23 protein-coding genes are annotated in these 22,690 nt (G+C 36.0%); 20 read left to right on the plus strand and 3 right to left on the minus strand.

The window, feature by feature from the left end:
* Positions 1-162: 162 nt before the first annotated feature.
* Both dnaN and dnaA read right to left on the minus strand, forming a co-directional pair.
* Positions 163-1,299, minus strand: a complete 1,137-nt coding sequence (gene dnaN, locus BLS02_RS00460; protein WP_092491004.1) for a DNA polymerase III subunit beta — start codon at positions 1,297-1,299, stop codon at positions 163-165.
* 185 nt (positions 1,300-1,484) lie between these two features.
* Positions 1,485-2,837 carry a chromosomal replication initiator protein DnaA gene (gene dnaA / locus BLS02_RS00465; protein WP_092491005.1) on the minus strand — a complete coding sequence of 451 codons (1,353 nt, stop codon included), beginning with the start codon at positions 2,835-2,837 and terminating at the stop codon, positions 1,485-1,487.
* 589 nt (positions 2,838-3,426) lie between these two features.
* Here dnaA and rpmH point away from each other — a divergent pair.
* The 13 genes from rpmH to BLS02_RS00530 all read left to right on the plus strand — a co-directional run bounded on the left by rpmH (position 3,427) and on the right by BLS02_RS00530 (position 16,901).
* Positions 3,427-3,561, plus strand: a complete 135-nt coding sequence (gene rpmH / locus BLS02_RS00470; protein WP_092491006.1) for a 50S ribosomal protein L34 — start codon at positions 3,427-3,429, stop codon at positions 3,559-3,561.
* A gap of 208 nt (positions 3,562-3,769) precedes the next feature.
* Positions 3,770-4,123, plus strand: a complete 354-nt coding sequence (rnpA, locus tag BLS02_RS00475; RefSeq protein ID WP_092491007.1) for a ribonuclease P protein component — start codon at positions 3,770-3,772, stop codon at positions 4,121-4,123.
* Positions 4,124-4,325: 202 nt separating this feature from the next.
* Positions 4,326-5,096: a YidC family membrane integrase SpoIIIJ gene (gene spoIIIJ / locus BLS02_RS00480; RefSeq protein ID WP_092491008.1), complete on the plus strand. Its 771-nt coding sequence runs from the start codon at positions 4,326-4,328 to the stop codon at positions 5,094-5,096.
* Complete coding sequence (gene jag / locus BLS02_RS00485; RefSeq protein ID WP_092491009.1) at positions 5,093-5,707, plus strand: RNA-binding cell elongation regulator Jag/EloR; 615 nt, start codon at positions 5,093-5,095, stop codon at positions 5,705-5,707. Before spoIIIJ ends, jag begins: the two co-directional genes overlap by 4 nt.
* Positions 5,708-6,668: 961 nt before the next feature.
* Entirely contained in the window at positions 6,669-7,655 is a 987-nt protein-coding gene (locus BLS02_RS00490; protein ID WP_092491010.1) for a M20/M25/M40 family metallo-hydrolase, read from the plus strand.
* A gap of 194 nt (positions 7,656-7,849) precedes the next feature.
* Positions 7,850-9,226 carry a tRNA uridine-5-carboxymethylaminomethyl(34) synthesis GTPase MnmE gene (mnmE, locus tag BLS02_RS00495; protein WP_092491011.1) on the plus strand — a complete coding sequence of 459 codons (1,377 nt, stop codon included), beginning with the start codon at positions 7,850-7,852 and terminating at the stop codon, positions 9,224-9,226.
* A 28-nt stretch (positions 9,227-9,254) separates the two neighbouring features.
* Positions 9,255-11,141 carry a tRNA uridine-5-carboxymethylaminomethyl(34) synthesis enzyme MnmG gene (gene mnmG / locus BLS02_RS00500; RefSeq protein ID WP_092491012.1) on the plus strand — a complete coding sequence of 629 codons (1,887 nt, stop codon included), beginning with the start codon at positions 9,255-9,257 and terminating at the stop codon, positions 11,139-11,141.
* A gap of 23 nt (positions 11,142-11,164) precedes the next feature.
* Positions 11,165-11,881 carry a 16S rRNA (guanine(527)-N(7))-methyltransferase RsmG gene (gene rsmG, locus BLS02_RS00505; RefSeq protein ID WP_092491013.1) on the plus strand — a complete coding sequence of 239 codons (717 nt, stop codon included), beginning with the start codon at positions 11,165-11,167 and terminating at the stop codon, positions 11,879-11,881.
* A 304-nt stretch (positions 11,882-12,185) separates the two neighbouring features.
* Positions 12,186-13,046, plus strand: coding sequence for a nucleoid occlusion protein (noc, locus tag BLS02_RS00510; protein WP_092491014.1), 861 nt, complete (start codon positions 12,186-12,188; stop codon positions 13,044-13,046).
* 200 nt (positions 13,047-13,246) lie between these two features.
* Positions 13,247-14,020, plus strand: coding sequence for a ParA family protein (locus BLS02_RS00515; RefSeq protein WP_092491015.1), 774 nt, complete (start codon positions 13,247-13,249; stop codon positions 14,018-14,020).
* Positions 14,001-14,837 (plus strand): ParB/RepB/Spo0J family partition protein, encoded by an 837-nt coding sequence (locus BLS02_RS00520; protein ID WP_092491016.1) that lies wholly within the window; start codon positions 14,001-14,003, stop codon positions 14,835-14,837. The genes BLS02_RS00515 and BLS02_RS00520 overlap by 20 nt, the downstream gene beginning before the upstream one ends.
* Before the next feature lie 177 nt (positions 14,838-15,014).
* Complete coding sequence (locus BLS02_RS00525; protein ID WP_092491017.1) at positions 15,015-16,169, plus strand: aminotransferase class V-fold PLP-dependent enzyme; 1,155 nt, start codon at positions 15,015-15,017, stop codon at positions 16,167-16,169.
* 27 nt (positions 16,170-16,196) lie between these two features.
* Complete coding sequence (locus tag BLS02_RS00530) at positions 16,197-16,901, plus strand: DUF554 domain-containing protein (RefSeq protein ID WP_092491018.1); 705 nt, start codon at positions 16,197-16,199, stop codon at positions 16,899-16,901.
* Positions 16,902-16,943: 42 nt separating this feature from the next.
* Here the strand turns inward: BLS02_RS00530 and yyaC are convergent, their stop codons facing one another.
* Complete coding sequence (yyaC, locus tag BLS02_RS00535; protein WP_092491019.1) at positions 16,944-17,570, minus strand: spore protease YyaC; 627 nt, start codon at positions 17,568-17,570, stop codon at positions 16,944-16,946.
* A gap of 88 nt (positions 17,571-17,658) precedes the next feature.
* Here yyaC and BLS02_RS00540 point away from each other — a divergent pair, with 88 nt between their 5' ends.
* From BLS02_RS00540 to rpsR, 7 genes are all read left to right on the plus strand, one after another.
* A complete protein-coding gene (locus tag BLS02_RS00540; protein WP_092491020.1) occupies positions 17,659-18,681 on the plus strand; it encodes a YkvI family membrane protein in 1,023 nt (340 codons plus the stop codon).
* 74 nt (positions 18,682-18,755) lie between these two features.
* Entirely contained in the window at positions 18,756-19,658 is a 903-nt protein-coding gene (locus BLS02_RS00545; RefSeq protein WP_092491021.1) for a mechanosensitive ion channel family protein, read from the plus strand.
* Between the two features lie 14 nt (positions 19,659-19,672).
* A complete protein-coding gene (locus tag BLS02_RS00550) occupies positions 19,673-19,870 on the plus strand; it encodes a DUF951 domain-containing protein (RefSeq protein ID WP_092491022.1) in 198 nt (65 codons plus the stop codon).
* Between the two features lie 212 nt (positions 19,871-20,082).
* The gene (gene ychF / locus BLS02_RS00555; RefSeq protein WP_092491023.1) at positions 20,083-21,183 is read left to right on the plus strand and encodes a redox-regulated ATPase YchF; all 1,101 of its coding nucleotides are present in this window, start codon (positions 20,083-20,085) and stop codon (positions 21,181-21,183) included.
* Between the two features lie 141 nt (positions 21,184-21,324).
* The gene (rpsF, locus tag BLS02_RS00560) at positions 21,325-21,615 is read left to right on the plus strand and encodes a 30S ribosomal protein S6 (RefSeq protein WP_092491024.1); all 291 of its coding nucleotides are present in this window, start codon (positions 21,325-21,327) and stop codon (positions 21,613-21,615) included.
* Positions 21,616-21,630: 15 nt separating this feature from the next.
* The gene (gene ssb / locus BLS02_RS00565) at positions 21,631-22,119 is read left to right on the plus strand and encodes a single-stranded DNA-binding protein (RefSeq protein WP_092491025.1); all 489 of its coding nucleotides are present in this window, start codon (positions 21,631-21,633) and stop codon (positions 22,117-22,119) included.
* Positions 22,120-22,158: 39 nt separating this feature from the next.
* Complete coding sequence (gene rpsR, locus BLS02_RS00570) at positions 22,159-22,389, plus strand: 30S ribosomal protein S18 (protein ID WP_092491026.1); 231 nt, start codon at positions 22,159-22,161, stop codon at positions 22,387-22,389.
* Positions 22,390-22,690: the final 301 nt, after the last annotated feature.

Here is a 22,690-nt window from a genome sequence, read left to right on the forward strand (position 1 = left end):
TTTTATCACCAAATCTTTTTAAAGTATTGTAAATAACGTTTCAAATGTACCTTCATTCTATTTTACTAAAGTTTTGGTGTTTAGGGAAGGCAAGACCCTCAAATGCTTAAAAAAGCCCTTATCCATTCAGATAAGAGCCTTTTAATTTTATTTTTGGCTTATTTAATATGTTCGAACAGGTAGGATTAATTGTAATATCGGATCATTATTTGCTGGTTTTATAATAAATGGCCTCATAGCCCCTGTAAATTCAACCTTAACTTCATCATTTTCAATGGCCTTTAAAGCGTCGAGCATATATTTAGAACTGAATGAAATCTTTAATTCCTCACCTTCAATGGATTGTACAGAGATTTCTTCTGCAACACGTCCAACTTCAGGTGAGTTACTTGTAATTTCCAATACGTTATCACCTTTTGTAGTTAATTTAACAACATTGTTTCGTTCTTCCTTTGCAAGAAGAGATGCACGATCAATAGTATTTATAAGTTCTTTTGTTTTTACATGTAATATTGTTTTGCTTTGCTCTGGAATTAAGCGTGATGTTTCTGGATAATTTCCATCCAATAATCTGGATAAGAAGTTTAAGTGTTTTGTACGGAACAGAATTTGATTATTGGTAACACTTATTTCGACGTTTTCTTCGGTATCATCCAATATTTTATTAAGTTCAGTTAAACTTTTTCCTGGAACAACAATACTTGGTAGATTTCCATTGCTTTCTTTAACAGGAATTTCGCGTGATGCTAGACGATGACTGTCCGTTGCAGTGAAAATTAATGTTTCATTTTCCAGTTTCACATTTACACCAGTTAGGATAGGGCGTGTTTCCATTGTTGATACCGCAAAGACAGTTTGTTTAATTAAGCTTTTAAATAAATCAGTTGGTATCTCAAAGCTATTATCAGTTTGCAATTTTGGTAGTTGTGGATATTCTTCAGCGTCTTGTCCATTTAAATTAAATTCTGCTTTACCTGAACGGATGGTCACTTTCAAATTAGAATCTGCTTCAATTTCAACAGTTTTTTCTGGAAGTTTACGAACAATATCGGGAAAATAGCGAGCTTGTAATACAATGCTGCCTTCTTCTATTTGCTCTACATGAACAATTCCATTTTCTTCAGCTGGAATATAGGACTCAATTGAGATATCTGAATCACTTCCTGTTAAAGTAATTCCGTCTGATTTTGCATCAATTTTCATCCCTGTAAGGATGGGTATTGCGGTTCTGGATGAGATTGCTTTCATTACGTCTTGTACACCAGCCATTAATTGATCGCGCTGAATAATAAATTTCATTGAATTTATTCTCCTTTTTTGGGCATATATTATATCTTTTATTTATAAAAATATAGTAATAATAGTAATAGGGACTGTGATTATGTGGATAACCATTTTAAACTCTAGAAACATAAAGTTATCCCCATGTGGACAGAATGTTTATAAGTTCGTTCCTCTATTAACATTATTAACATGTTGATAGGTTATAAAGATTTCAATTGTTCTTTTAAATCTTCAATATCTTTGTGCATTAGTGTATCATTTTCCATCATTTTGCTTATTTTTTCATGTGCGTGTATAACGGTTGTGTGATCACGGCCACCAAACTCTTCTCCTATTTTCGGTAATGAAAAATCAGTAAGTTCTCTCGAAAGATACATCGCGATTTGCCTAGGAAAAGCAATTGATTTGGTGCGTTTTTTTGCCATAAAGTCTTCCAGTTTAATATTGTACTTTTCTCCTACGGCTTCTTGAATTCCGTGAATTGTTATAGTACGTGGTTTACTGCTTGGAATTATATCCTTTAGTGCATCAGCTGCAAGTGATGCGTCAATATCCTGATTTACTAATGAGGAATAAGCCACAACTCGAATTAACGCCCCCTCTAATTCACGAATATTTGTATCGATTTGATTAGCAATATAAAGCATTACCTCATTTGGAATATCAAGTCCTTCTGCTTTAGCTTTTTTGCTCAGAATAGCAATCCTTGTCTCAAGATCTGGTGGAGTAATGTCTGTAATTAAGCCCCATTCAAATCGTGAGCGCAATCGATCCTCTAGTGTAGGTATTTCCTTAGGAGGACGATCACTGGAAATAATAATTTGCTTATTTTCTTCATGTAACGTATTAAATGTGTGGAAAAATTCTTCCTGGGTTTGTTCTTTACCAGCAAGGAATTGAATATCATCAATTAATAAAACATCAATATTTCGATATTTGTTCCTGAAACTAGTTGCTTTGTTATCCATAATGGCGTTGATAAATTCATTTGTAAATTTCTCAGATGATAAATAAACTACTTTTGCTTCAGGATTATGGTCTTGTACATAATGACCAATCGCATGCATTAAATGTGTTTTCCCAAGTCCAACACCACCATATATAAATAGTGGATTGTATGCTTTGGCTGGAGCTTCAGCAACTGCTAAGGAAGCTGCATGTGCAAAGCGATTACCTGATCCAATAACAAATGTATCAAAGGTATACTTTGAGTTGAGCATAGTTTTAGGTGCATCAAAACCACCATTATTTTTCATTGTTGGTACTTTTTTAGGAGCAGCATTAATTTCGTCTACTTGCTCTTGTGATTCTGGAATAATGAATTGAGTAGATAAGTTAGCACCAGTGATATCAACTAAAATATCATCAATCAATTGCGTATATCTGCCTTCTAACCAGTCTCGTGCAAATTCATTTGGTGCTGACACAATTAATGTATCCTCTTCCAGCTTTTCGGCTTTTGTATTTTTTAACCAAGTGTCAAAACTAGGTTTGCTGATCTTTTCTTCAATTTTTTCTAATGTTGCTGTCCATAATTCATCAATGTTTTCCAAACTGGCTCACCCCTTTCAATTACTAAATAAGTGATAGAAAAAACCTCTCTCAATCTTTCAGTATGTACTGGTTACAATGAAAGACGGAAAGGTGTTATGTATAAAATAAAAATAAAAACATATTAATTTTATTGTGGATATAAAGATCAGAAGTACACAAGGTTTAGTCAGGTTATATACGATATCCACAGTATTGTTGATAAACTGATGAACAGAGGTGTGAACAAATGTCCACATTTTTTCCACAGTCTGTGGATAATCAAAAACATGAAGATAGATTTACACATATTAAAACACAAATATAATACCAAAAAAATAGAGAAGTTGCAACGGCTATTCGACAGTTATCCACAAAAACCAGCACATGTAGACAGGATTTATCCACACCAAAATATTATGTGGTTATCTTGTCGATAATTGTTGTGGATAATAAATTTAGGAAAATTATATTTTAACATCGTTATGTGGATAAAAAATCATACATAGAAGTTGACAGATGTTGTATGTTTTAAGTATAATGATTTAGACTGTCTACTAGATAAGTTATTTGTAATTTGGAGTTTTAATTCCTCAGGGAGGTGCAAGATAAATGAAAAGAACGTTTCAACCAAATAATCGTAAACGTAAAAAAGTACACGGCTTTCGTACTCGAATGAGTTCAAAAAATGGACGTCAAGTTTTGGCTCGTCGCCGTCGTAAAGGAAGAAAAGTATTGTCTGCATAGGCCACTGAAAAGATCTCAGTGGTCTTTTTTCCACTGTAGAATTTTATTTTAGGCATATGAAAAATTAGGACTAAAAGATTTGGCGGTAAGCCAGACTATCTAATAGAGCAGTGGTTCTTAGGTTAAGGGCCGCTGCTTATTAAGCGTAAAGTTTACTTTTTAGGTGGTTATAGACGCTTGAGCTTTTGATTAATAAAGGTGATAAATCATGAAAAAAATATTTCGAATAAAGGATAATGAAGAATTTCAATATGTATTCAAGAGTGGAAAGTCTTTTGCTAATCGGCAGCTTGTCATTTATTATGTAAAAAAACCAGACCAGGATCATTTTCGTATTGGTATTTCAGTAGGGAAAAAAATTGGAAATGCTGTTATGAGAAACCGGATCAAGCGTTATTTAAGGCAAGCTTTTCATGAGTTGGATGAGAAAGTGCTACCCACATTTGACATGGTAATCATTGCACGCCAGCCAACAAAAAAGATGAACTTTCATGAAGTAAAAAAAAGTTTAATTCATTTATTATCAAGAGAGCGTCTATTAAAAAAAAGTAATCAATTATGAATTTATATAGAATCTTATAATCATTTAATGATAAAATAGCAATTAGAATGGTTATTTTAGGGGTTAAGAAAGTATTTCATAAGTGCAACTAAGGCACTCGTCATTAAGGCTTGGCTAATGCCAGGTTTTCTAAGGGGATTGTTGTTTAGCACCAGCACTTGGACAAGTGTTTGCGCTGTTCGAATAGTTAGGAGGAAACAATTTGCGTAAAAAGTTTTATTTGCTTGTTATCTTAATAGGGTTGCTGGCAGTTCTTTCTGGTTGTATGGATGTTAATCAACCAATTGATGAAAATACAAAAGGAATCTGGGCGGAATGGTTTGTATTTCCAATGTCCTGGTTAATTACATACTTTGCTGAACTGTTTGATGGTAACTACGGGTTAGCAATTGTAATTGTTACCATAATTGTCCGTTTAGTATTATTACCATTAAACGTGAAACAATTAAAGAGTTCAAAAGCAATGCAGGATATTCAACCTGAGCTTAAAGAAATCCAAAAGAAATATAGTTCAAAAGATGCGAAAACACAGCAGCAATTACAACAGGAAACAATGGCTCTATTCCAGAAACACGGGGTAAACCCACTTGCAGGCTGTTTGCCTATTTTTGTGCAAATGCCGATATTGATTGCAATATACCACGCTATTATGCGTACTGAAGCAATTAAGGGACATACTTTTCTATGGTTCCAATTAGGAGAAGCAGATCCATTCTTCATTTTGCCAATAGTTGCTGGTGGTGCTACTTTTCTACAGCAAAAGTTAATGATGGCAGGCAGCCCTGCAGCACAAAACCCGCAAATGATGGTTATGCTGTATGTGATGCCAATTATGATTACCGTTTTTGCAATGTTTTTCCCATCAGCGTTAGCGTTGTACTGGGTAGTTGGTAATATCTTTATGGTGGCACAAACGTTATTCATCCGTAAACCAATGATGAAAAACGCAAGTACTGGAGGAGACGAAAAGTGAGAGAAATAACTGCTAGCGGACAAACTGTTGAAGAAGCGGTCCAATCAGCATTAGAGCAGTTAAACACAACAAGGGACCACGTAGAAGTAGATGTTATTGATGAAGGCAAGAAAGGACTTTTGGGTATATTTGGTTCAAAACGAGCAATAGTGAAAGTTATAATTGTTAAAAACCAAATAGAACAAGCTGAAAAGTTTTTGCAAGAAGTAACGGAAAATATGAATGTTTCCGCTCAAATCACAACAACTGTTGAAGATAAACACGTAACGTTTGAATTATATGGTGAAAAGATAGCTTTATTGATTGGGAAACGTGGCCAAACTCTAAATGCAATCCAATATTTAGTACATCTTGTACTAAATAAGGATGGGAAAGCTTATTACACTGTCACTGTTGATGCAGAGGGGTATCGAGGACGCAGAAAAGAAACACTTGAATCCCTTGCACATAAAATGGCTGATAAAGCGACACGTCTAAACAAGAAAGTTGCGCTTGAACCAATGCCAGCATTTGAACGTAAACTGATTCATAGTGCTTTGCAGCGAAATAAAGAGATTTCTACCTATTCAGATGGTGTAGAGCCGCATCGCCATATTGTTATAAAACCATAAATACTATTAAAATCTCTAGGTAATTACCTAGGGATTTTTTTTAATGCAATATTAGAGACTGGAACTACATTAAAGAAGACTAATAACAGGATAGGATGTTTAGAACGTTCATTTTCTATAGTTGGATCTAATACGTAGTTGATATAAACTGCGAAGTAACTACTAGAATAATCTCTATAAACTCTCGTCCCGCCGTCCGGGGTCGCTACGGGCGGATGCGCACCTTAGGGCACGGCCTCAGCCCCCTTGCCCCGGCAAGGGGTATGCCGACGCTGTCCGCAAAGGACGGTTTTAGTCGGCCTTCATTTAGTCGCACTGCGGGGTCTTCGGACACGTGCTATTCCCGCAGGAGTCACCGCCCTCCGCTCACCCGGACTAGTGTAGCTGTCACACATTTATTCAATAGCGATTCCTACTCCAGTCAACAGCGGAGGAAATACACGTAGACTCCTGTGGGAGCTGAGGCCTAGATGAGACTACGCAGCGACGTAGGAGCAAGGAGGCTCATCAGCCGCCCTAGGTGCGCGAAGTGTATTTCCGGAGCGGCATAATAGCACTCAAAATTTTTAAAAGTACTTCGCAGTTTATATCTAATTAGCAACATTAGAAAACCAGACATTCACCAATCCTTTTGGTGAATGCCATAGTTGCACTTATGCAGTAAGAAGTAGTTATACATACTAAACTGCAAAATAAACCCGAACTAATACGAATTCTATTTCAAGAATTTTGAATCATAGTTCGAATTTCACTTTGACTTTTGTACTAGCTTCATAAAACCAGCTAAGAATTTCGCCATTAAATTCTTGTGATAACTTATGTTTACTAAGTAGTACTAAAGGATGGTTAAAGCAATTAAAGTATGTTTCTAATCAAACTATTTTACTGTTTATATGAAATAAAGAGGAATTCACTTAACTATTATCGAATGATTACTTAAATCGAAAAAGGAGTGGATTCTATGAAACACAAAAAGATTTCATTACTTATATTGGTGATCTTACTTATGATAGGTACACCAGTATATGCAGCACCAAAAGATGCTTCAAACACTCAATCTAGTCAAGCTTTTGACAATAAAGTCGTAAAGCGGGTGAACGTTGATAATATATATAATCATGTTGCTTATTTATCAGAAGAGATAGGCTCGCGAGGTGCTGGTACTGAAGGTGAATTAGAGACGGTTGAGTACCTTGTTAACCAATTTGAAAGTTATGGTTATGAGAATGTTTCTGTACAAGAATTTACCTTTCCTTCGGGTGGAGATGAAGTTACTTCCTACAATGTAGAAGCTACGAAAGAGCCATTGAAAAAGCATGATACTGGCCAAGAAATTATAGTAGGATCACATCATGACTCTGTGCCATGGGGACAAGGTGCAAATGATGATGCATCAGGTACTGCGGCTCTTCTTGAACTAGCTAGGGTGTATGCAAGTACACCAACAGATACGTCAATTAAATTTGTTGCATTTGGTGCTGAGGAATATGGTCTATGGGGATCACGTAAATATGCAGAAGCAATGTCAGCTGAGGATGCCGAAAATACGGTTGCGATGTTCCAAATGGATATGGTTGGCAGTGAAGATGCAGGAGACCTTGTAATGTTTACTGCTAATGGAGAAAAAAATACAGTTACCGATCTCGGTTCTGCAGCAGGTTCCAGAGTAAGTGAACTTGTTCCATATAGTGAGCTTGGCAGAAGTGATCATGTTGCTTTTCATAATTTAGGAATCCCTGCAGCATTATTTATTCATACACCTCTGGAGCCGTGGTATCATACGGAAGATGATGTAATGGAACACATTAGTAAAGAAAAGTTAAAAAATGTGGCAGATATAGTTGGCTCAGCTATTTATCAGGCGGCTCGGAAGGATACACCTGCACTAGAGAGATCAAATGTAGCACCAGTTCCTGTGGATTATTATTATGAAGAACCAAATCTTTAATTGTTAATAAGTTTCAATTCTAAAAAACCTTTTATTCACATGTGGATAAAAGGTTTTTTAATGTTTGTTTTTTGTAATTGTGGATAAGTTTATTTTTGATTAAAAATGTGATATTCTATTAAGTTAGTGACAATAAAAATATAAGCAATTAAATATAAATTAAATTAAAGTTGAAAATGATGGAGGTGAGAGAAATGGAAACAGATACAATTACTGCGATATCGACACCAATAGGTGAAGGGGCAATTGCAATTGTGCGATTAAGTGGCCCAAAAGCAATTCCTGTTACAGCTGGGTTGTTCCAAGGGAAAAACTTGCTTGACGTCGATTCGCATACCATTCATTATGGAAAAATTATCGATCCTGCGACAAATGATGTTGCTGAGGAAGTGATGGTTTCGGTGATGCGTGCTCCAAAAACATTCACACGTGAGGATATTGTTGAGATCAATTGTCACGGTGGTATGGTTGCTGTAAACCGAGTTTTGGAAATAATACTTGGAGAAGGAGTTCGAATTGCTGAACCGGGAGAATTTACAAAACGGGCATTTTTGCATGGCAGAATTGACTTATCACAGGCAGAGGCTGTAATGGATCTGATTCGATCTAAAACGGACAAAGCTATGTCGGTAGCGTTAAAACAAATGGACGGACGATTATCAGCACTGATTGGACGGCTCAGACAGGAGTTACTTGAAACAGTTGCCCACGTAGAGGTTAATATTGATTACCCTGAGTATGATGATGTCGAAGAAATGTCGAACGAAATGATGCGTAGCAAATCAAAAGAAGTGCATGCTGAAATAGAGGAACTTTTACAGGTTGCAAAGCAAGGAAAAATTTTGCGTGAAGGTTTAGGAACAGCAATTATTGGACGTCCAAACGTTGGTAAATCTTCATTAATGAATACACTTGTTCAAGAAAATAAAGCAATTGTAACAGAAGTACCTGGTACAACTCGTGATACGATTGAAGAATATGTTAATGTTCGGGGTGTCCCACTTCGGCTTGTAGATACAGCTGGTATCCGAGAAACGGAAGATATTGTTGAGAAAATAGGTGTTGAACGGTCTAGAAAAGTGTTGAAAGAATCAGATCTTATATTATTTGTATTAAATTATAATGAAGAATTAACCATTGAGGACGAGAAACTTTTTGCGGCTGTTCAAGGATTGGATTATATTGTTATTATTAATAAATCTGATTTGGAACCAAAACTTGATATGAATAAAGTCAATGAACTAGCTGATGGTAAACCAGTCATTTCAACTTCATTAATTAAAGAAGAGGGTGTTGATGAAATGGAGTCCGCAATTGCTAAGACATTCTTTGCTGGAGAACTTGATGCCGGAGATTTGACGTATGTTTCAAATATAAGACATATTCAATTGCTAAAGCAAGCTAAACAAGCACTTGAAGATGCAATGGTAAGCCTTGATATGAATATGCCACTTGATATTGTTCAAATCGATGTAACAAGAACATGGGAGTTTTTAGGGGAAATAATTGGAGATACTGCTAGTGACAGCTTAATTGATCAGTTATTTTCACAATTTTGTTTAGGAAAGTAGCTTTAAAAATTAGAAAGGATGACAAAGTATGGTATATGATGCAGGACATTATGATGTAATCGTTGTTGGCGCAGGTCATGCAGGTGTAGAAGCTGGTATTGCTGCATCTAAAATGGGTGCAAAAACACTTATGCTGACATTGAATTTAGATATGATAGCTTTTATGCCGTGTAACCCATCATTAGGCGGGCCTGCTAAAGGAATTGTCGTACGTGAGATAGATGCATTAGGTGGGGCAATGGCAAAAGTAATTGATAAAACTCATATTCAAATGCGCATGTTAAATACAGGAAAAGGGCCAGCAGTACAGGCATTACGTGCCCAAGCTGATAAACCTTTATATATAAAAGAAATGAAAAATGTTATTGAGAACGAAGAAAATCTAACATTAAGACAAGGTATGGTAAATGAACTAATAATGGAAGATGGTGTATGTAAAGGGGTTATTACCGAATCAAAAGCTGCTTATCATGCAGAGACTGTAATTGTTACAACAGGTACGTTTATGCGTGGTAAAGTGTTAATGGGAGACCTTGAATATGAAAGTGGTCCAAACAATCAACGTGTATCAGTAAAACTATCTGAGCATCTTGAAAAGCTTGGAATTGAAATTACCCGGTTTAAAACTGGTACACCGCCACGTGTGAATAGCCATACAATTGACTATTCAAAAACGGAAATCCAGCCTGGTGAGAATAAACCACAAGCTTTTTCATATGAAACAACTGAATATATTCTGGATCAGATTCCTTGCTGGTTAACGTACACGAATGAAGTTACCCATCAGCTAATTAATGATAATTTGTCATTATCTGCAATGTATTCTGGAATGAAACGTGGTACTGGTCCACGTTATTGTCCATCAATTGAAGATAAAATTGTTCGATTTAATGATAAACCACGACACCAAATTTTCCTTGAGCCAGAAGGAAGAGATACGGAAGAGGTTTATGTGCAAGGGTTATCAACTTCACTTCCAGAATCTATTCAACATGATATGGTTAGATCAGTTCCAGGTCTGGAAAATGCTGAAATTATGCGTGCAGGATATGCGATTGAGTATGACGCAGTTGTTCCTACACAGTTATGGCCAACATTAGAATTGAAAGAAATCCCAGGACTTTTTACTGCGGGCCAGATAAACGGAACTTCCGGTTACGAAGAAGCAGGTGCGCAAGGAATTATGGCTGGAATTAATGCAGCTTCTAAAGTACTTGGAAAAGATCCATTAATTCTAGATCGTTCTCAGGCTTATATTGGCGTACTGATCGATGATCTTGTAACTAAAGGAACGAATGAACCGTATCGTCTTCTAACATCTCGTGCAGAATATCGTTTGTTACTACGTCATGACAATGCAGATTTGCGTTTGACTGAAACAGGTTACAAACTAGGCTTAATAACTGAAGAACGTTATAATAAATTTGTTGAAAAGAAACGATTGGTAGAAGAAGAGAAGAAAAGATTGTCAAAAATTGTCATTAAGCCAGAAGAGCATGTACAACAAATGATGAATGAAGCAAATGCTACACCGTTAAAAGAAGCGGTTAAAGCATATGATTTACTAAAAAGACCAGAAATAACGTATGATTTGCTTGAAAAAGTAATTGAACCAAATGAATTACTTCCACATGATGTTCGGGAACAAGTTGAAATACAAGTAAAATATGAAGGTTATATTAAGAAGTCAAACGAACAAGTGGAACGTATGCTTAAAATGGAAGATAAAAAAATTCCAGACAATATTGATTATGATGATATTGGCGGGATTGCATCTGAAGCCAAAGAAAAACTGAAAAAAGTTCGTCCACTTTCAGTTGGTCAGGCATCTCGTATTTCAGGTGTGAATCCAGCAGATGTGTCGATATTACTTGTCTATATTGAACAGGGAAAAATTGCTCGAGTTGCTAATTAATTGAGTGTGAGGTGCTCTATTTTATGAATCCAGAACAATTTGTTGAAGCATTACGTCAAAAAGGTATTGAACTAACAGATAAACAGATAGAGCAATTTGCTATTTATTTTCAAACTTTGGTTGAATGGAATGATAAAATAAATTTGACTGCTTTAACGAATGAGGAAGATGTTTATTTAAAACATTTTTATGATTCGATTTCCGCAGCCTTTTATCATGACTTTACTAAAGAACTGCATATTTGTGATGTGGGTGCTGGGGCTGGTTTCCCTAGTATTCCACTTAAAATATGTTTTCCGGATTTACAAGTGACAATTGTGGATTCATTAAAGAAACGTATTACATTTTTAAATGAATTAGCTTTAAAATTAGATATAAGTAAAGTGGCTTTTTACCATGATCGTGCGGAAAGTTTTGGGAAAAACAAAAAATTCAGAGAATCATTTGATATAGTCACAGCAAGGGCAGTTGCACGAATGACTGTGCTGAGTGAGTTATGTTTACCACTAGTAACAAAGAACGGTGAATTTATAGCCATGAAAGGTTCCCAAAGTGATCAGGAAGTAAATGATTCAAATACAGTAATTAATTTACTGGGAGGGGAACTGGACTCTGTACACACGTTTACATTACCAAATGAAAATAGCGAAAGGTCTATTATTGTTATAAATAAAAAACGTAATACCCCAAATAAATATCCAAGAAAGCCTGGCGTTCCAGGTAAAAATCCAATTATCTAAACTACTACATAGGTAACTGATTGCTGAAATAATATTTTTCTATTTAATACTCTTCTAGGTATATATATGATAAAATAGGTTTATAAACTGAGTTATATCGTTCACACGCAGCAGTGTTTATACTGCGCTTTTTTCTTGTTAATAGTTTTAACTTTTTAAAAATGTTCCACGTGAAACATTTTACTAGTTTTAAGCAGTTAAGAAAGTATAAATAATTTTATCGCCGTTAATGCGTGGCGATAAGCCAAAGTTTTCTAATATAGCAATTTTTGTTATATAGTATTAATAAAGGTGGTGTTTGGTAATGGTAAGCCCTTTTAACCGAATTTTCGGTTCGGGAGATAAATCTGATTCTGAATCAGAAGAAGAAAAGTACCATCCAGATGAAGTAATCCAACTTTCTGTTCAGAAAATAGAACCGAATAGATTCCAGCCAAGGTCGGTATTTGATGACGATAAAATCCAAGAACTAGCTCAAACTATACATACACATGGAATGATTCAGCCGATAGTGGTTCGTAAAATTGATGATGGGGAAATGTATGAACTTATTGCCGGTGAACGAAGGTGGCGTGCTGTAAAGCTACTAGAATGGGAAAACATACCGACTATCATCCGCGGTATGTCTGATGCAGAAACAGCGTCTGTTGCTTTAATTGAAAACCTTCAACGAGAAGAATTAACTGTTATAGAGGAAGCAAGCGCATATGCTAGTCTATTAGAAATGCATTCATTAACACAGGAAGCTTTAGCTCAACGTTTAGGTAAAAACCAATCAACCATTGCTAACAAATTACGGTTACTAAAGCTGCCAGAGGAAGTTAGGCACTCGATATTAAAGAAGGATATTACAGAACGACATGCTAGGGCGTTAATAAAGTTGAGCGAGCCCGATGAACAACTGAAAGTCCTAAATGCAATTCTTGAAAAAGAATTAAATGTAAAACAGACAGAAGAATATATTACTAAGTTGAACCAGCCGAAAGATAAGCCGACTAAAAAACAAGCTAAACTTAAAGGTGTAAATAAGGATATTCGAATTGCTATGAATACCATTCGACAGTCATTAAGTATGGTTTCAGATACTGGTATTGATGTGGAATCAAATGAGGAAGATCTCGATGAATTCTATCAAATAACGATTAAAATCCCGAAAAAGAAATAATATTTTGTTCATTTATATGAGATACCTTTAAAATTCACAATTGGACCATTCATCTTTGCTAATAAAGATGAGTGGTTTTTAACATTATATTAGCAGTTAGTAGATTTCTAAATATTTTTTTAAACAATCAACTATATTAATAGGTCTTTTACTAAAAAAAGTGATAGAATAATAAGTATAGATTTTAGGTAGGTGACAGCATGGGTAAAATTATAGCCATAGCCAATCAAAAGGGTGGCGTCGGAAAAACAACATCATCGGTAAACTTAAGTGCAGGTCTTGCACACTTGAAGAATAAAGTTTTGATTGTGGATATTGATCCTCAAGGTAATGCCACGAGCGGAGTTGGCATTAACAAAGCTGACATGAATCAATGTATCTATAATGTACTGGTAGAGGATTTACCTGCTGAAGAGGTATGTGTCCCTACTAAAGTTGAGAATTTGGACATTATACCTGCTACGATTCAACTTTCGGGAGCTGAGATTGAATTAGTTCCTACTATTTCGCGTGAAATTCGATTGAAAAAATCCTTGGAAAATCTAAAAGAAGAGTATGATTATATTATAATTGATTGTCCACCTTCTTTAGGATTGCTTACTATTAATGCACTTACATCCTCTGATACTGTATTAATACCAGTTCAATGTGAGTATTATGCATTAGAAGGTCTAAGCCAGTTATTAAACACCATTCGTTTGGTGCAAAAGCATTTAAATAAATCATTAATGATTGAAGGTGTTTTATTAACAATGCTTGACGCAAGAACCAACCTTGGCATACAAGTCATTGAGGAAGTGAAAAAGTACTTTCAGGACAAAGTATACAAATCAGTCATCCCTAGAAATGTTCGATTAGGTGAAGCGCCGAGTCACGGGGAACCTATCATAACATATGATCCAAAATCAAAAGGTTCTGAGGTATATCTTGAATTAGCGAAGGAAGTGATGAGTAATGGCGAGAGGGTTAGGTAAGGGGATTAATGCTTTTTTCCCAGACGTAGAAGAGAAGGATGACGACGTTATTCAGGAAGTTCCCATTAATGAATGCCGACCAAATCCTTATCAACCAAGAAAAACTTTTCACGCAGATGCAATAGAGGAACTAAAGGATTCAATTCTGGAATATGGTATAATTCAGCCTTTAATCTTACGTAAAAGCATTAAAGGCTATGAGGTTGTTGTAGGAGAGCGACGCTTTCGTGCTGCAAAGGAAGCCGGGCTTGAGAATGTTCCAGCCGTAGTAAAAGAATTGACTGACGGAAAGATGATGGAAGTTGCCTTATTGGAAAACCTTCAACGGGAAGATTTAACTCCGATTGAAGAAGCACATGCATATCAAAATTTGATGAATGAATTGGAAATTACGCAAGATGAACTTTCACGGCGTTTAGGTAAAAGTAGATCCCATATTGCTAATATTGTTCGATTGCTCTCACTTCCTGATCAAGTTGTAGCCTACATAAACAACGGAGAACTTACGATGGGACATGGTCGTGCTTTGTTAGGTATTAAAGATAAGCAGAAGGTTCTGCCGTTTGTTGATAAAATACGAAAAGAAAAGATGAATGTAAGGCAAGTAGAGCAATACATTCTTGAAATGAATGAAAATGCTGGTAAGAAGAAAAAAGAAAAGCCAAAAAAAGATATATTTCTTCAGGAAAGAGAATCAATATTGCGTGAACGTCTAGGTACTGCTGTGACAATAAACCAAGGTAAACGTAAAGGGAAAATTGAAATAGAATTCTACTCTAATGATGACTTACAGCGTATATTGGAAACATTGGACTAGTAATGAATAGGAACGACTGACTTTTTAAAGGTTGATTCATTAAATAGTCAGTCTTTTTTTGGCAGTTAGGAAGTATAAATACTTTCTTAATGCACAAGTGAAACTAGGCATACGCCATTAAGACTGGGTGAATGCCTAGTTTTCTAAAATTTTGACAAGAAGTGGTGTGTTTTAGTTATGATATATTTTGATCAGGCTGCATCATCTTTTCCAAAACCAGTAGAGGTAGGGGAGGCAATGATTTTCGCACTTAACGAAGTTGGAGCTAACCCGGGCAGAGGTGGTCATCAATTAGCCAGAAAAGCATCTGAAATAATACAGGATACTAGAGAAAGAGCCGCTCGCATATTTGGTTGTAGTGATCCTAAAAAAGCAATATTCCACCAGAATGCAACAGGCGCATTGAATCAAGCAATTAAGGGTCTGCCTTGGCGAGAAGGAGATCACATTATTGCCACTAGAATTGAACATAACTCCATACGGAGACCCCTGGAGAACCTTAAGCGTACCTGTGGTGTTGAAATCTCATACATTAATTGGAATGAAGATGATAGATCATTTATCGAACATATAAAGAAATCCATTAATTCTAATACCAAACTAATAACAATGACACATGCATCAAATGTTACTGGGTCACTATTACCAATTGAAGAAATAACTGGCATCGCATCGAGTCAAAATGTATTAACACTTGTTGATGCATCACAAACTGCTGGTCATATACCTATACATATGAGTCAAATAGGAATAGATTTAATGGCCTTTTCCGGACATAAAGGTTTAATGGGACCTCAGGGGACAGGTATGCTGCTAATTGAAGGAAATATTGAACTTCAACCAATTTTTCAGGGAGGGACAGGCGCTTTTTCAGTAGCACCTGAGCAACCTTGTCAAATGCCTGAAAAACTCGAAAGTGGCACATTAAACACCCCAGGGATTTCTGGCTTGAATGCTGCTCTAAAAGCATTTGAAAGTAGACAAAATGTAAATGTTCCACGTGAAACATTTTTAGCAGGAACACTATTAGAAGGATTAGAAAATATTGAAGGGGTTACTTGTTACGGACCAACCAAGCATAAACGCCGAATTCCGATTGTGGCATTTAATATCTTTAATATATCTTCACAGGAAATAGCGATGATCCTTGACTCGCATTATAAAATAGCTGTTAGATCAGGGCTTCATTGCAGTCCGATAACACACGAATCATTAAACACAACTGATCAAGGTGTGGTCAGGGCGAGTCTGGGTATATATAATACTAAAGAAGAAGTCGATGCATTCATTATAGCGATAGATGAAATAGCATCTTCATATAATTTGATTTAATATTTACTAACAAATGGAGTTGTAGTTATGGTCTTATTTGGAACATTGGTAAATGGGGCACTTATTATAGCAGGGTGTTTAATAGGGTTATTTTTTACGAAAATACCAGAAAGATATAAAGAAACGGTAATGCATGGAATTGGGCTTGCGGTTATATTAATTGGTATGCAAATGGCATTTACTACTGAAGTTATTGTTGTTGTGTTATTGAGTCTATTAACTGGTGCAATTATTGGAGAATTTATTCATGTGGAAGAAGGTTTAAATCGACTAGGTGCATGGATAGGTGGCCGATTTACGACAACAAACGACAATTTTAGTATCGCACAAGGATTTATAACGGCCTCACTAATATTTGTTATAGGAGCTATGTCTGTGATTGGAGCTTTAGATGGTGGTCTGCGAGGAGACCATGAAGTTCTTATTACAAAAGGCGTGATCGATGGCTTCGTTGCTCTAGTATTAACGACAACATTGGGGTTTGGTGTCATATTTTCTGTGATTCCTGTTCTACTTTACCAAGGTTCAATAGCACTTTTAGCTACGCAAATTGAAAAGCTGCTTCCTGAATCTTTTTTAAATGGATTGATTGTAGAATTAACTGCAGTGGGCGGGTTGCTTATCGTAGCAATTGGATTAAATCTACTGAAAATCGTCCAGATACGAGTTGGAAATTTGTTGCCCTCTCTTCTTACAGTAGGATTTGTCTATTATATCTATTTATTATTCTAAGAACTCTACAATATAGTAGGGTTCTTTTTAATGTAAAACAAGTTAGGCTTCTACACCTCTATTACGTTTTTGGTTCGAAGCAATAATAGCTGGTAAAGGCCTGTTATATGTTAATTGCTGATCTAATGCCTCTAGTAAAGCAGCAATGGACTTAGCCATGTCTACAACAAGTGATAATCTTGTATTTTGTAAGATAGAATATTCCATAAATCCACTTATATTAACCACACCAGTAATATGAATATCCCCGACAGAAGGAAGATTCTTATTTAATGCTGCTCCAGGCCTCAATGATCCAACATCTGAAATGATACTGCCCACAGATGTCATTTTCCCTAATGATGCATCTACAGCAATAATAAATGCTTCTTTGTGTTGGGCATTTATTAATTTAATATGATCTTCTAGATTTATGGCATGAACAGGGTCTGCCAATGTCCCATAAACATTTATATGTTTCGGTTTCATTTCTGAAAAAAAGGATCCTGTCAATGGACCAAGTGCATCCCCGGTTGATCGATCGGTTCCAATACAAACAACAACATATTCACGAGGTATCTTAGGAAACCAAGAAATTAACCTCTCGCTCATAGCATCCGTTAGGGTAGGGTCAGTATGTAACAATTGCAATTTATCATTTTTTGGAACAAAACGATTTATAAGATTCATAGCTTATCCTCCATAAACATATTGGTATAAGTATACGGAAAAAATTATCGATCTATACGTAGATACGAAAAATAATGGAGGAAATGCGATGTGGAGAGCTGGTCTAAAGTGGATGTTTTTAATTATTGGTACAACTATTGGGGCTGGATATGCTTCTGGCAGGGAATTATGGCAATTTTTTGGTCATGAAAGTGGACTTGCCATTTTGTTGTTTACGTTATTTTTTTCGATATGCTGTAATGTAATAATGAATGTAAGCTATGAAAAACAGTCAACTGACTATTTACCGGTACTTGGTGATATAGTAGGAGTTAAATTAACAAAACTATATGATGTTATGATATTTTTATATTTATTTACTACAACAGTTGTGATGATTGCTGGTAGTGGTGCTACGGGACAAGCATTTAACTTTTCCTATTGGTGGGGAGTGCTTGTTATCGCAGTTTGCTTAATTATTTTGTTTTTGAAAGATATTAGTGGACTGTTGGCAATGAATCAGGTTATTTTGCCATTATTACTTGGTGGACTTCTGTATATTTTGTTAATATTTACAATGGATCAAGAACTTTCATTGTTTTCACATTTGTCTGAACAACGAAATTGGACTGCAGCATTTCCTTTTACAGCATTGAATATTTTACCTTTAATTGCGGTGTTGGGAGCGATAGGAAATAAAGTTAGATCCAAGCAGGAAATATGGATTGCCTCACTTGGCAGCGGTTTAACCTTGGGTACGATATCATTCATATATAATAATAGTTTAATACAGATAGCAGATGAATTACTTTTATATGAAATACCATTATTCGCGATACTAAAGCACTACCCATTTGGAATGCTTATATTTATGTCAATCCTTCTATGGTTTGCTATCTTTACGACGGCAGCTGCAGGGGTTTTAGGTATAGTTTCCAGACTCCAAAGCATAATAAATGTGCCAATTTGGTTATTAGTCATTCTCATATTAATAGCAATGATTCCATTAACGACATTAGGTTTCTCTACGTTAATAAGCTATATTTATCCGATATATGGTATTCTTAATTTATATGTATTAACAAGATTATTACTTTACCCTATATGGAAAAAAATGGAAAATAATAAATGAATTTCTCTTCTCTTTCAATGATAGAGGCATTATTGTAGAATTTAGCTATAGAGTTGAACGTCGGAGGTTTTATTTTGGAATTTATCAAAAATAAATTTGAGCAGTTATGGGACTATATTGCAGGTCCTGAATTATGGATAGTTATTGGGCAGGGATTAATTGAGATTATCTTAATCATATTCCTATCGATAGTTATAATTCGTGTTGGAAATAATGTAATAGGCCGTGTTTTCCAAAATAAATCACGTGGTCCTTTTCGGATAACAGAAAGAAGAGAGAATACCCTTAAAAAACTGATTAAAAATGCATTAAAGTATACCGTGTATTTTACAGCAATTATAATGATATTAGACAATGTATTAGGTCAAAAAATAGGGCCTTTGCTGGCTGGTGCGGGTGTTGCAGGTTTAGCTATAGGCTTCGGTGCACAGAACCTTGTACGTGATATTATTTCCGGGTTCTTCATAATTTTTGAGGATCAATTTTCTGTAGGGGATTATATACTTACTTCAGGTGTTGAAGGAACAGTAGAAGAAATCGGGATGCGTACAACTAAAATTCAAAGCTGGACTGGCGAACAGCATGTACTTCCAAATGGAAACGTAACCCAGGTTACTAATTATTCAATTTATAATGGTCTTGCGGTTGTGGATGTAAACGTACCTTATGAGAGTGACGTTGGCAGTGCCGAGAAAATAATCGAGAGTGTGAGTAAGACATTGCCGGATAAATATGAAGAAATCGTTCGAGTTCCAGAAATAATAGGTGTACAAACATTGGAAAGTTCTCATTATGTAATTCGTATTATTGCTGAAACATTGCCAGTCTATCAATGGGCAGGTGCACGAATAGTTCGAAAAGAAGTCCAGGAGGTATTATATAAAGAAGGTATTGAAATTCCATCACCACGTCTAGTGATGTATTCCAGAAACCAAGAACCGACTTCATTAGAGCTAAATCATGACAAGGAATTATAAAAGGGGGGTGCGACATGTCGGATAAACAATTTGAATTAAATGATATTGTTCAGATGAAAAAACAGCATCCTTGTGGTGAAAATCGCTGGAAAATTGTTCGAATGGGTATGGACATCCGAATTAAGTGTATGGGATGTGATCACAGCGTCATGATCCCAAGGAAAGAATTCGCTAAAAAGATGAAAAAAATACTTGTGAAGGCAGAAGAATAATTTGTCTAAAATTCTTTTAAGTGTCTAAAAAAATTAATTATAGTTGTGGTATGATCAATGAAAAATAAAAATTGTGGAAGCACTCTATGAAAATAAGCAATTATAATTGCTTATTTTTGCTTTTTCATTGCTTGTCAATTTAACATCTTGTATCTATAATTGATATGACTAACGCGTTCATATGAATGAAATCCTTAAGGAGTGAAAGTTGAATGGCTTTAACAGCAGGAATTGTTGGACTTCCCAATGTTGGTAAATCAACATTGTTTAATGCAATTACACAAGCTGGAGCAGAGGCTGCGAACTACCCGTTTGCAACCATTGATCCAAATGTAGGGATTGTAGAAGTACCAGACAATCGCTTAAATAAATTAACAGAATTAGTAAAACCGAAAAAAACAGTACCAACAGCATTCGAATTTACCGATATTGCTGGTATTGTGAAAGGGGCGAGTAAAGGGGAAGGACTGGGAAACCAATTTTTATCCCATATTCGCCAGGTTGATGCAATCTGCCAAGTTGTGCGTTGTTTTCAAGATGATAATATTACGCATGTATCAGGTAAAATTGATCCAATAGATGATATTGAGATTATCAATCTTGAGCTTATTTTAGCCGACTTAGAATCTGTAAACAAACGGATACAACGGGTGGAAAAGCTTGTTAGACAGAAGGATAAGGAAGCTATTGCAGAGCATGACATTCTCCTTAAGCTTAAAGCAGGGCTTGAAGAAGAAAAACCTGTAAGAGCTTTGGAGTTTTCGGAAGAACATTGGAAAATAGTAAAAGGGCTTCATTTGTTAACTAGTAAACCAACACTGTATGTAGCAAATGTAAGTGAAGAAGAAATTACCGAGCCTGACGCAAATGAAAATGTGCAAAGGGTGAAAGAGTATGCAGCGGCAGAAGGTGCAGAGGTAATTGTAGTTTGTGCAAAAATTGAAGAAGAAATAGCTGAACTTGATCAGGAGGAAAAGGAAGAGTTTCTTGATGATTTAGGTATTTCTGAATCTGGGTTAGATAAGCTTATCAAAGCTTCTTATAACTTATTGGGCTTGGCAACCTATTTTACTGCTGGTGAACAGGAAGTGCGTGCATGGACTTTCCGTAAAGGAATAAAAGCACCACAGGCTGCGGGAATTATTCACACAGATTTTGAAAAAGGCTTTATTCGTGCCGAAACCGTATCCTATGATCATCTTATGGATGCAGGAGCAATGGCGCAAGCACGTGAAAAAGGAAATGTCCGATTAGAAGGTAAAGAATATATCGTGAAAGATGGCGATGTAATCCATTTTCGCTTTAATGTGTAAACTTTAACGTAGCAGGATCCCTCGAATGGTTGTTTTTTATAATAATATTTGGTATAATACGATGTTGTGAGTAATGAAACAAGATTACTCCTTGCTTCATTGACTAAATGAAGCCGCTAAGACCAAAAGGAGGTGTACCGGATGAGAAAATACGAAATCATGTATATCATCCGCCCAGATATTGAAGACGAAGCTCAAACAGCTTTAGTTGAGCGCTTTAATAAAGTTTTAACTGACAATGGGGCGGAGATTGAAAAAGTTGATGAAAAAGGCAAGAAACGTCTTGCATATGAAATCAATGATTATCGTGATGGATATTATGTAGTCATTTACTTTACTAGTGATGCAGATGCAATCAATGAATTTGATCGCTTAGCTAAGTTTTCTGATGATATTATTCGTCATATGGTAATTCGAGAAGATGATCAATAATAAGGGGTGGTTCTGATGTTGAATCGTGTCGTACTTGTCGGCAGGTTAACGAAGGATCCTGATCTACGTTATACACCAAATGGAGTGGCAGTAGCCAACTTTACGATAGCAGTTAATCGACCTTTTTCAAATCAGCAAGGTAACCGTGATGCTGACTTTATCAACTGTGTTGTTTGGCGCAGACCGGCAGAAAACCTGGCAAATTACATGAAAAAAGGCAGTTTGATTGGTGTTGATGGACGTTTACAAACGCGTACATTCGAAGGAAAGGATGGGAAAACTGTATTTGTAACGGAAGTTGTTGCAGACAGTGTTCAATTCCTTGAATCTAAAGGTTCTTCACAAAGCAGTGGACAACAAGCATCAGGATACCAACAAAATCAAAGTCAAAACCAGAATCAGAACCAAACAAATCAAAATCAAAATCAAAATCAAAACGAAGAGGAACCGTTCAAAAACAACGGTGAGCCTATCGATATATCAGACGATGATTTACCATTCTAAATAGATAGAGTGTTAATCTAAAAAGAAGGAGGGGTATTAATGGCAGCTCGTCGCGGACGTGCAAAGCGTCGTAAAGTGTGTTATTTCACAGCCAACGGAATTACACACATCGATTATAAAGATGTTGATTTACTAAGACGTTTCATTTCAGAACGTGGGAAAATTCTTCCTCGTCGTGTAACTGGAACTTCTGCAAAATATCAACGTAAACTTACAAAAGCGATTAAACGCTCTCGTACAATGGCATTATTGCCATATGTAACAGAGTAATAATAGCAATAAAAAGCCTTTTGACAGTGTAAATACTATCAAAAGGCTTTTTTTATTGCTTAGGAAATTATAAAATTTAAGTGCTGTGGATAACTGGACTTCCGAATCAGCGACTTCCAGCTCCGACGTACAGGATGTACTAGTGCCGGTGACGCCACAGGACGTGGCGTTCTCACCGGCCAGCGCCTAGCGCATAGTAGACTTCCCTCCCCGTGTCTACGATAAGAAATAAAGGATGTTCGACTAATACCACCACATCCTGTGGCAACGTCGAACTACCCCACGTCCTGTGGGGCAGCTT

This window comes from Virgibacillus salinus (genome assembly GCF_900102415.1).
In the GTDB taxonomy this organism is placed as follows: Bacteria; Bacillota; Bacilli; order Bacillales; family Amphibacillaceae; genus Lentibacillus; species Lentibacillus subterraneus.

Bases quoted from the DNA above. Each gene is read 5' to 3' on its own strand.
- dnaN (WP_092491004.1), bottom strand. From the start codon at position 1,299: ATGAAATTTATTATTCAGCGCGATCAATTAATGGCTGGTGTACAAGAC.
- rpmH (WP_092491006.1), top strand. From the start codon at position 3,427: ATGAAAAGAACGTTTCAACCAAATAATCGTAAACGTAAAAAAGTACAC.
- rnpA (WP_092491007.1), top strand. From the start codon at position 3,770: ATGAAAAAAATATTTCGAATAAAGGATAATGAAGAATTTCAATATGTA.
- BLS02_RS00490 (WP_092491010.1), top strand. From the start codon at position 6,669: ATGAAACACAAAAAGATTTCATTACTTATATTGGTGATCTTACTTATG.
- mnmE (WP_092491011.1), top strand. From the start codon at position 7,850: ATGGAAACAGATACAATTACTGCGATATCGACACCAATAGGTGAAGGG.
- mnmG (WP_092491012.1), top strand. From the start codon at position 9,255: ATGGTATATGATGCAGGACATTATGATGTAATCGTTGTTGGCGCAGGT.
- rsmG (WP_092491013.1), top strand. From the start codon at position 11,165: ATGAATCCAGAACAATTTGTTGAAGCATTACGTCAAAAAGGTATTGAA.
- noc (WP_092491014.1), top strand. From the start codon at position 12,186: ATGGTAAGCCCTTTTAACCGAATTTTCGGTTCGGGAGATAAATCTGAT.
- BLS02_RS00515 (WP_092491015.1), top strand. From the start codon at position 13,247: ATGGGTAAAATTATAGCCATAGCCAATCAAAAGGGTGGCGTCGGAAAA.
- BLS02_RS00520 (WP_092491016.1), top strand. From the start codon at position 14,001: ATGGCGAGAGGGTTAGGTAAGGGGATTAATGCTTTTTTCCCAGACGTA.
- BLS02_RS00525 (WP_092491017.1), top strand. From the start codon at position 15,015: ATGATATATTTTGATCAGGCTGCATCATCTTTTCCAAAACCAGTAGAG.
- BLS02_RS00530 (WP_092491018.1), top strand. From the start codon at position 16,197: ATGGTCTTATTTGGAACATTGGTAAATGGGGCACTTATTATAGCAGGG.
- yyaC (WP_092491019.1), bottom strand. From the start codon at position 17,570: ATGAATCTTATAAATCGTTTTGTTCCAAAAAATGATAAATTGCAATTG.
- BLS02_RS00540 (WP_092491020.1), top strand. From the start codon at position 17,659: ATGTGGAGAGCTGGTCTAAAGTGGATGTTTTTAATTATTGGTACAACT.
- BLS02_RS00550 (WP_092491022.1), top strand. From the start codon at position 19,673: ATGTCGGATAAACAATTTGAATTAAATGATATTGTTCAGATGAAAAAA.
- ychF (WP_092491023.1), top strand. From the start codon at position 20,083: ATGGCTTTAACAGCAGGAATTGTTGGACTTCCCAATGTTGGTAAATCA.
- rpsF (WP_092491024.1), top strand. From the start codon at position 21,325: ATGAGAAAATACGAAATCATGTATATCATCCGCCCAGATATTGAAGAC.
- ssb (WP_092491025.1), top strand. From the start codon at position 21,631: ATGTTGAATCGTGTCGTACTTGTCGGCAGGTTAACGAAGGATCCTGAT.
- rpsR (WP_092491026.1), top strand. From the start codon at position 22,159: ATGGCAGCTCGTCGCGGACGTGCAAAGCGTCGTAAAGTGTGTTATTTC.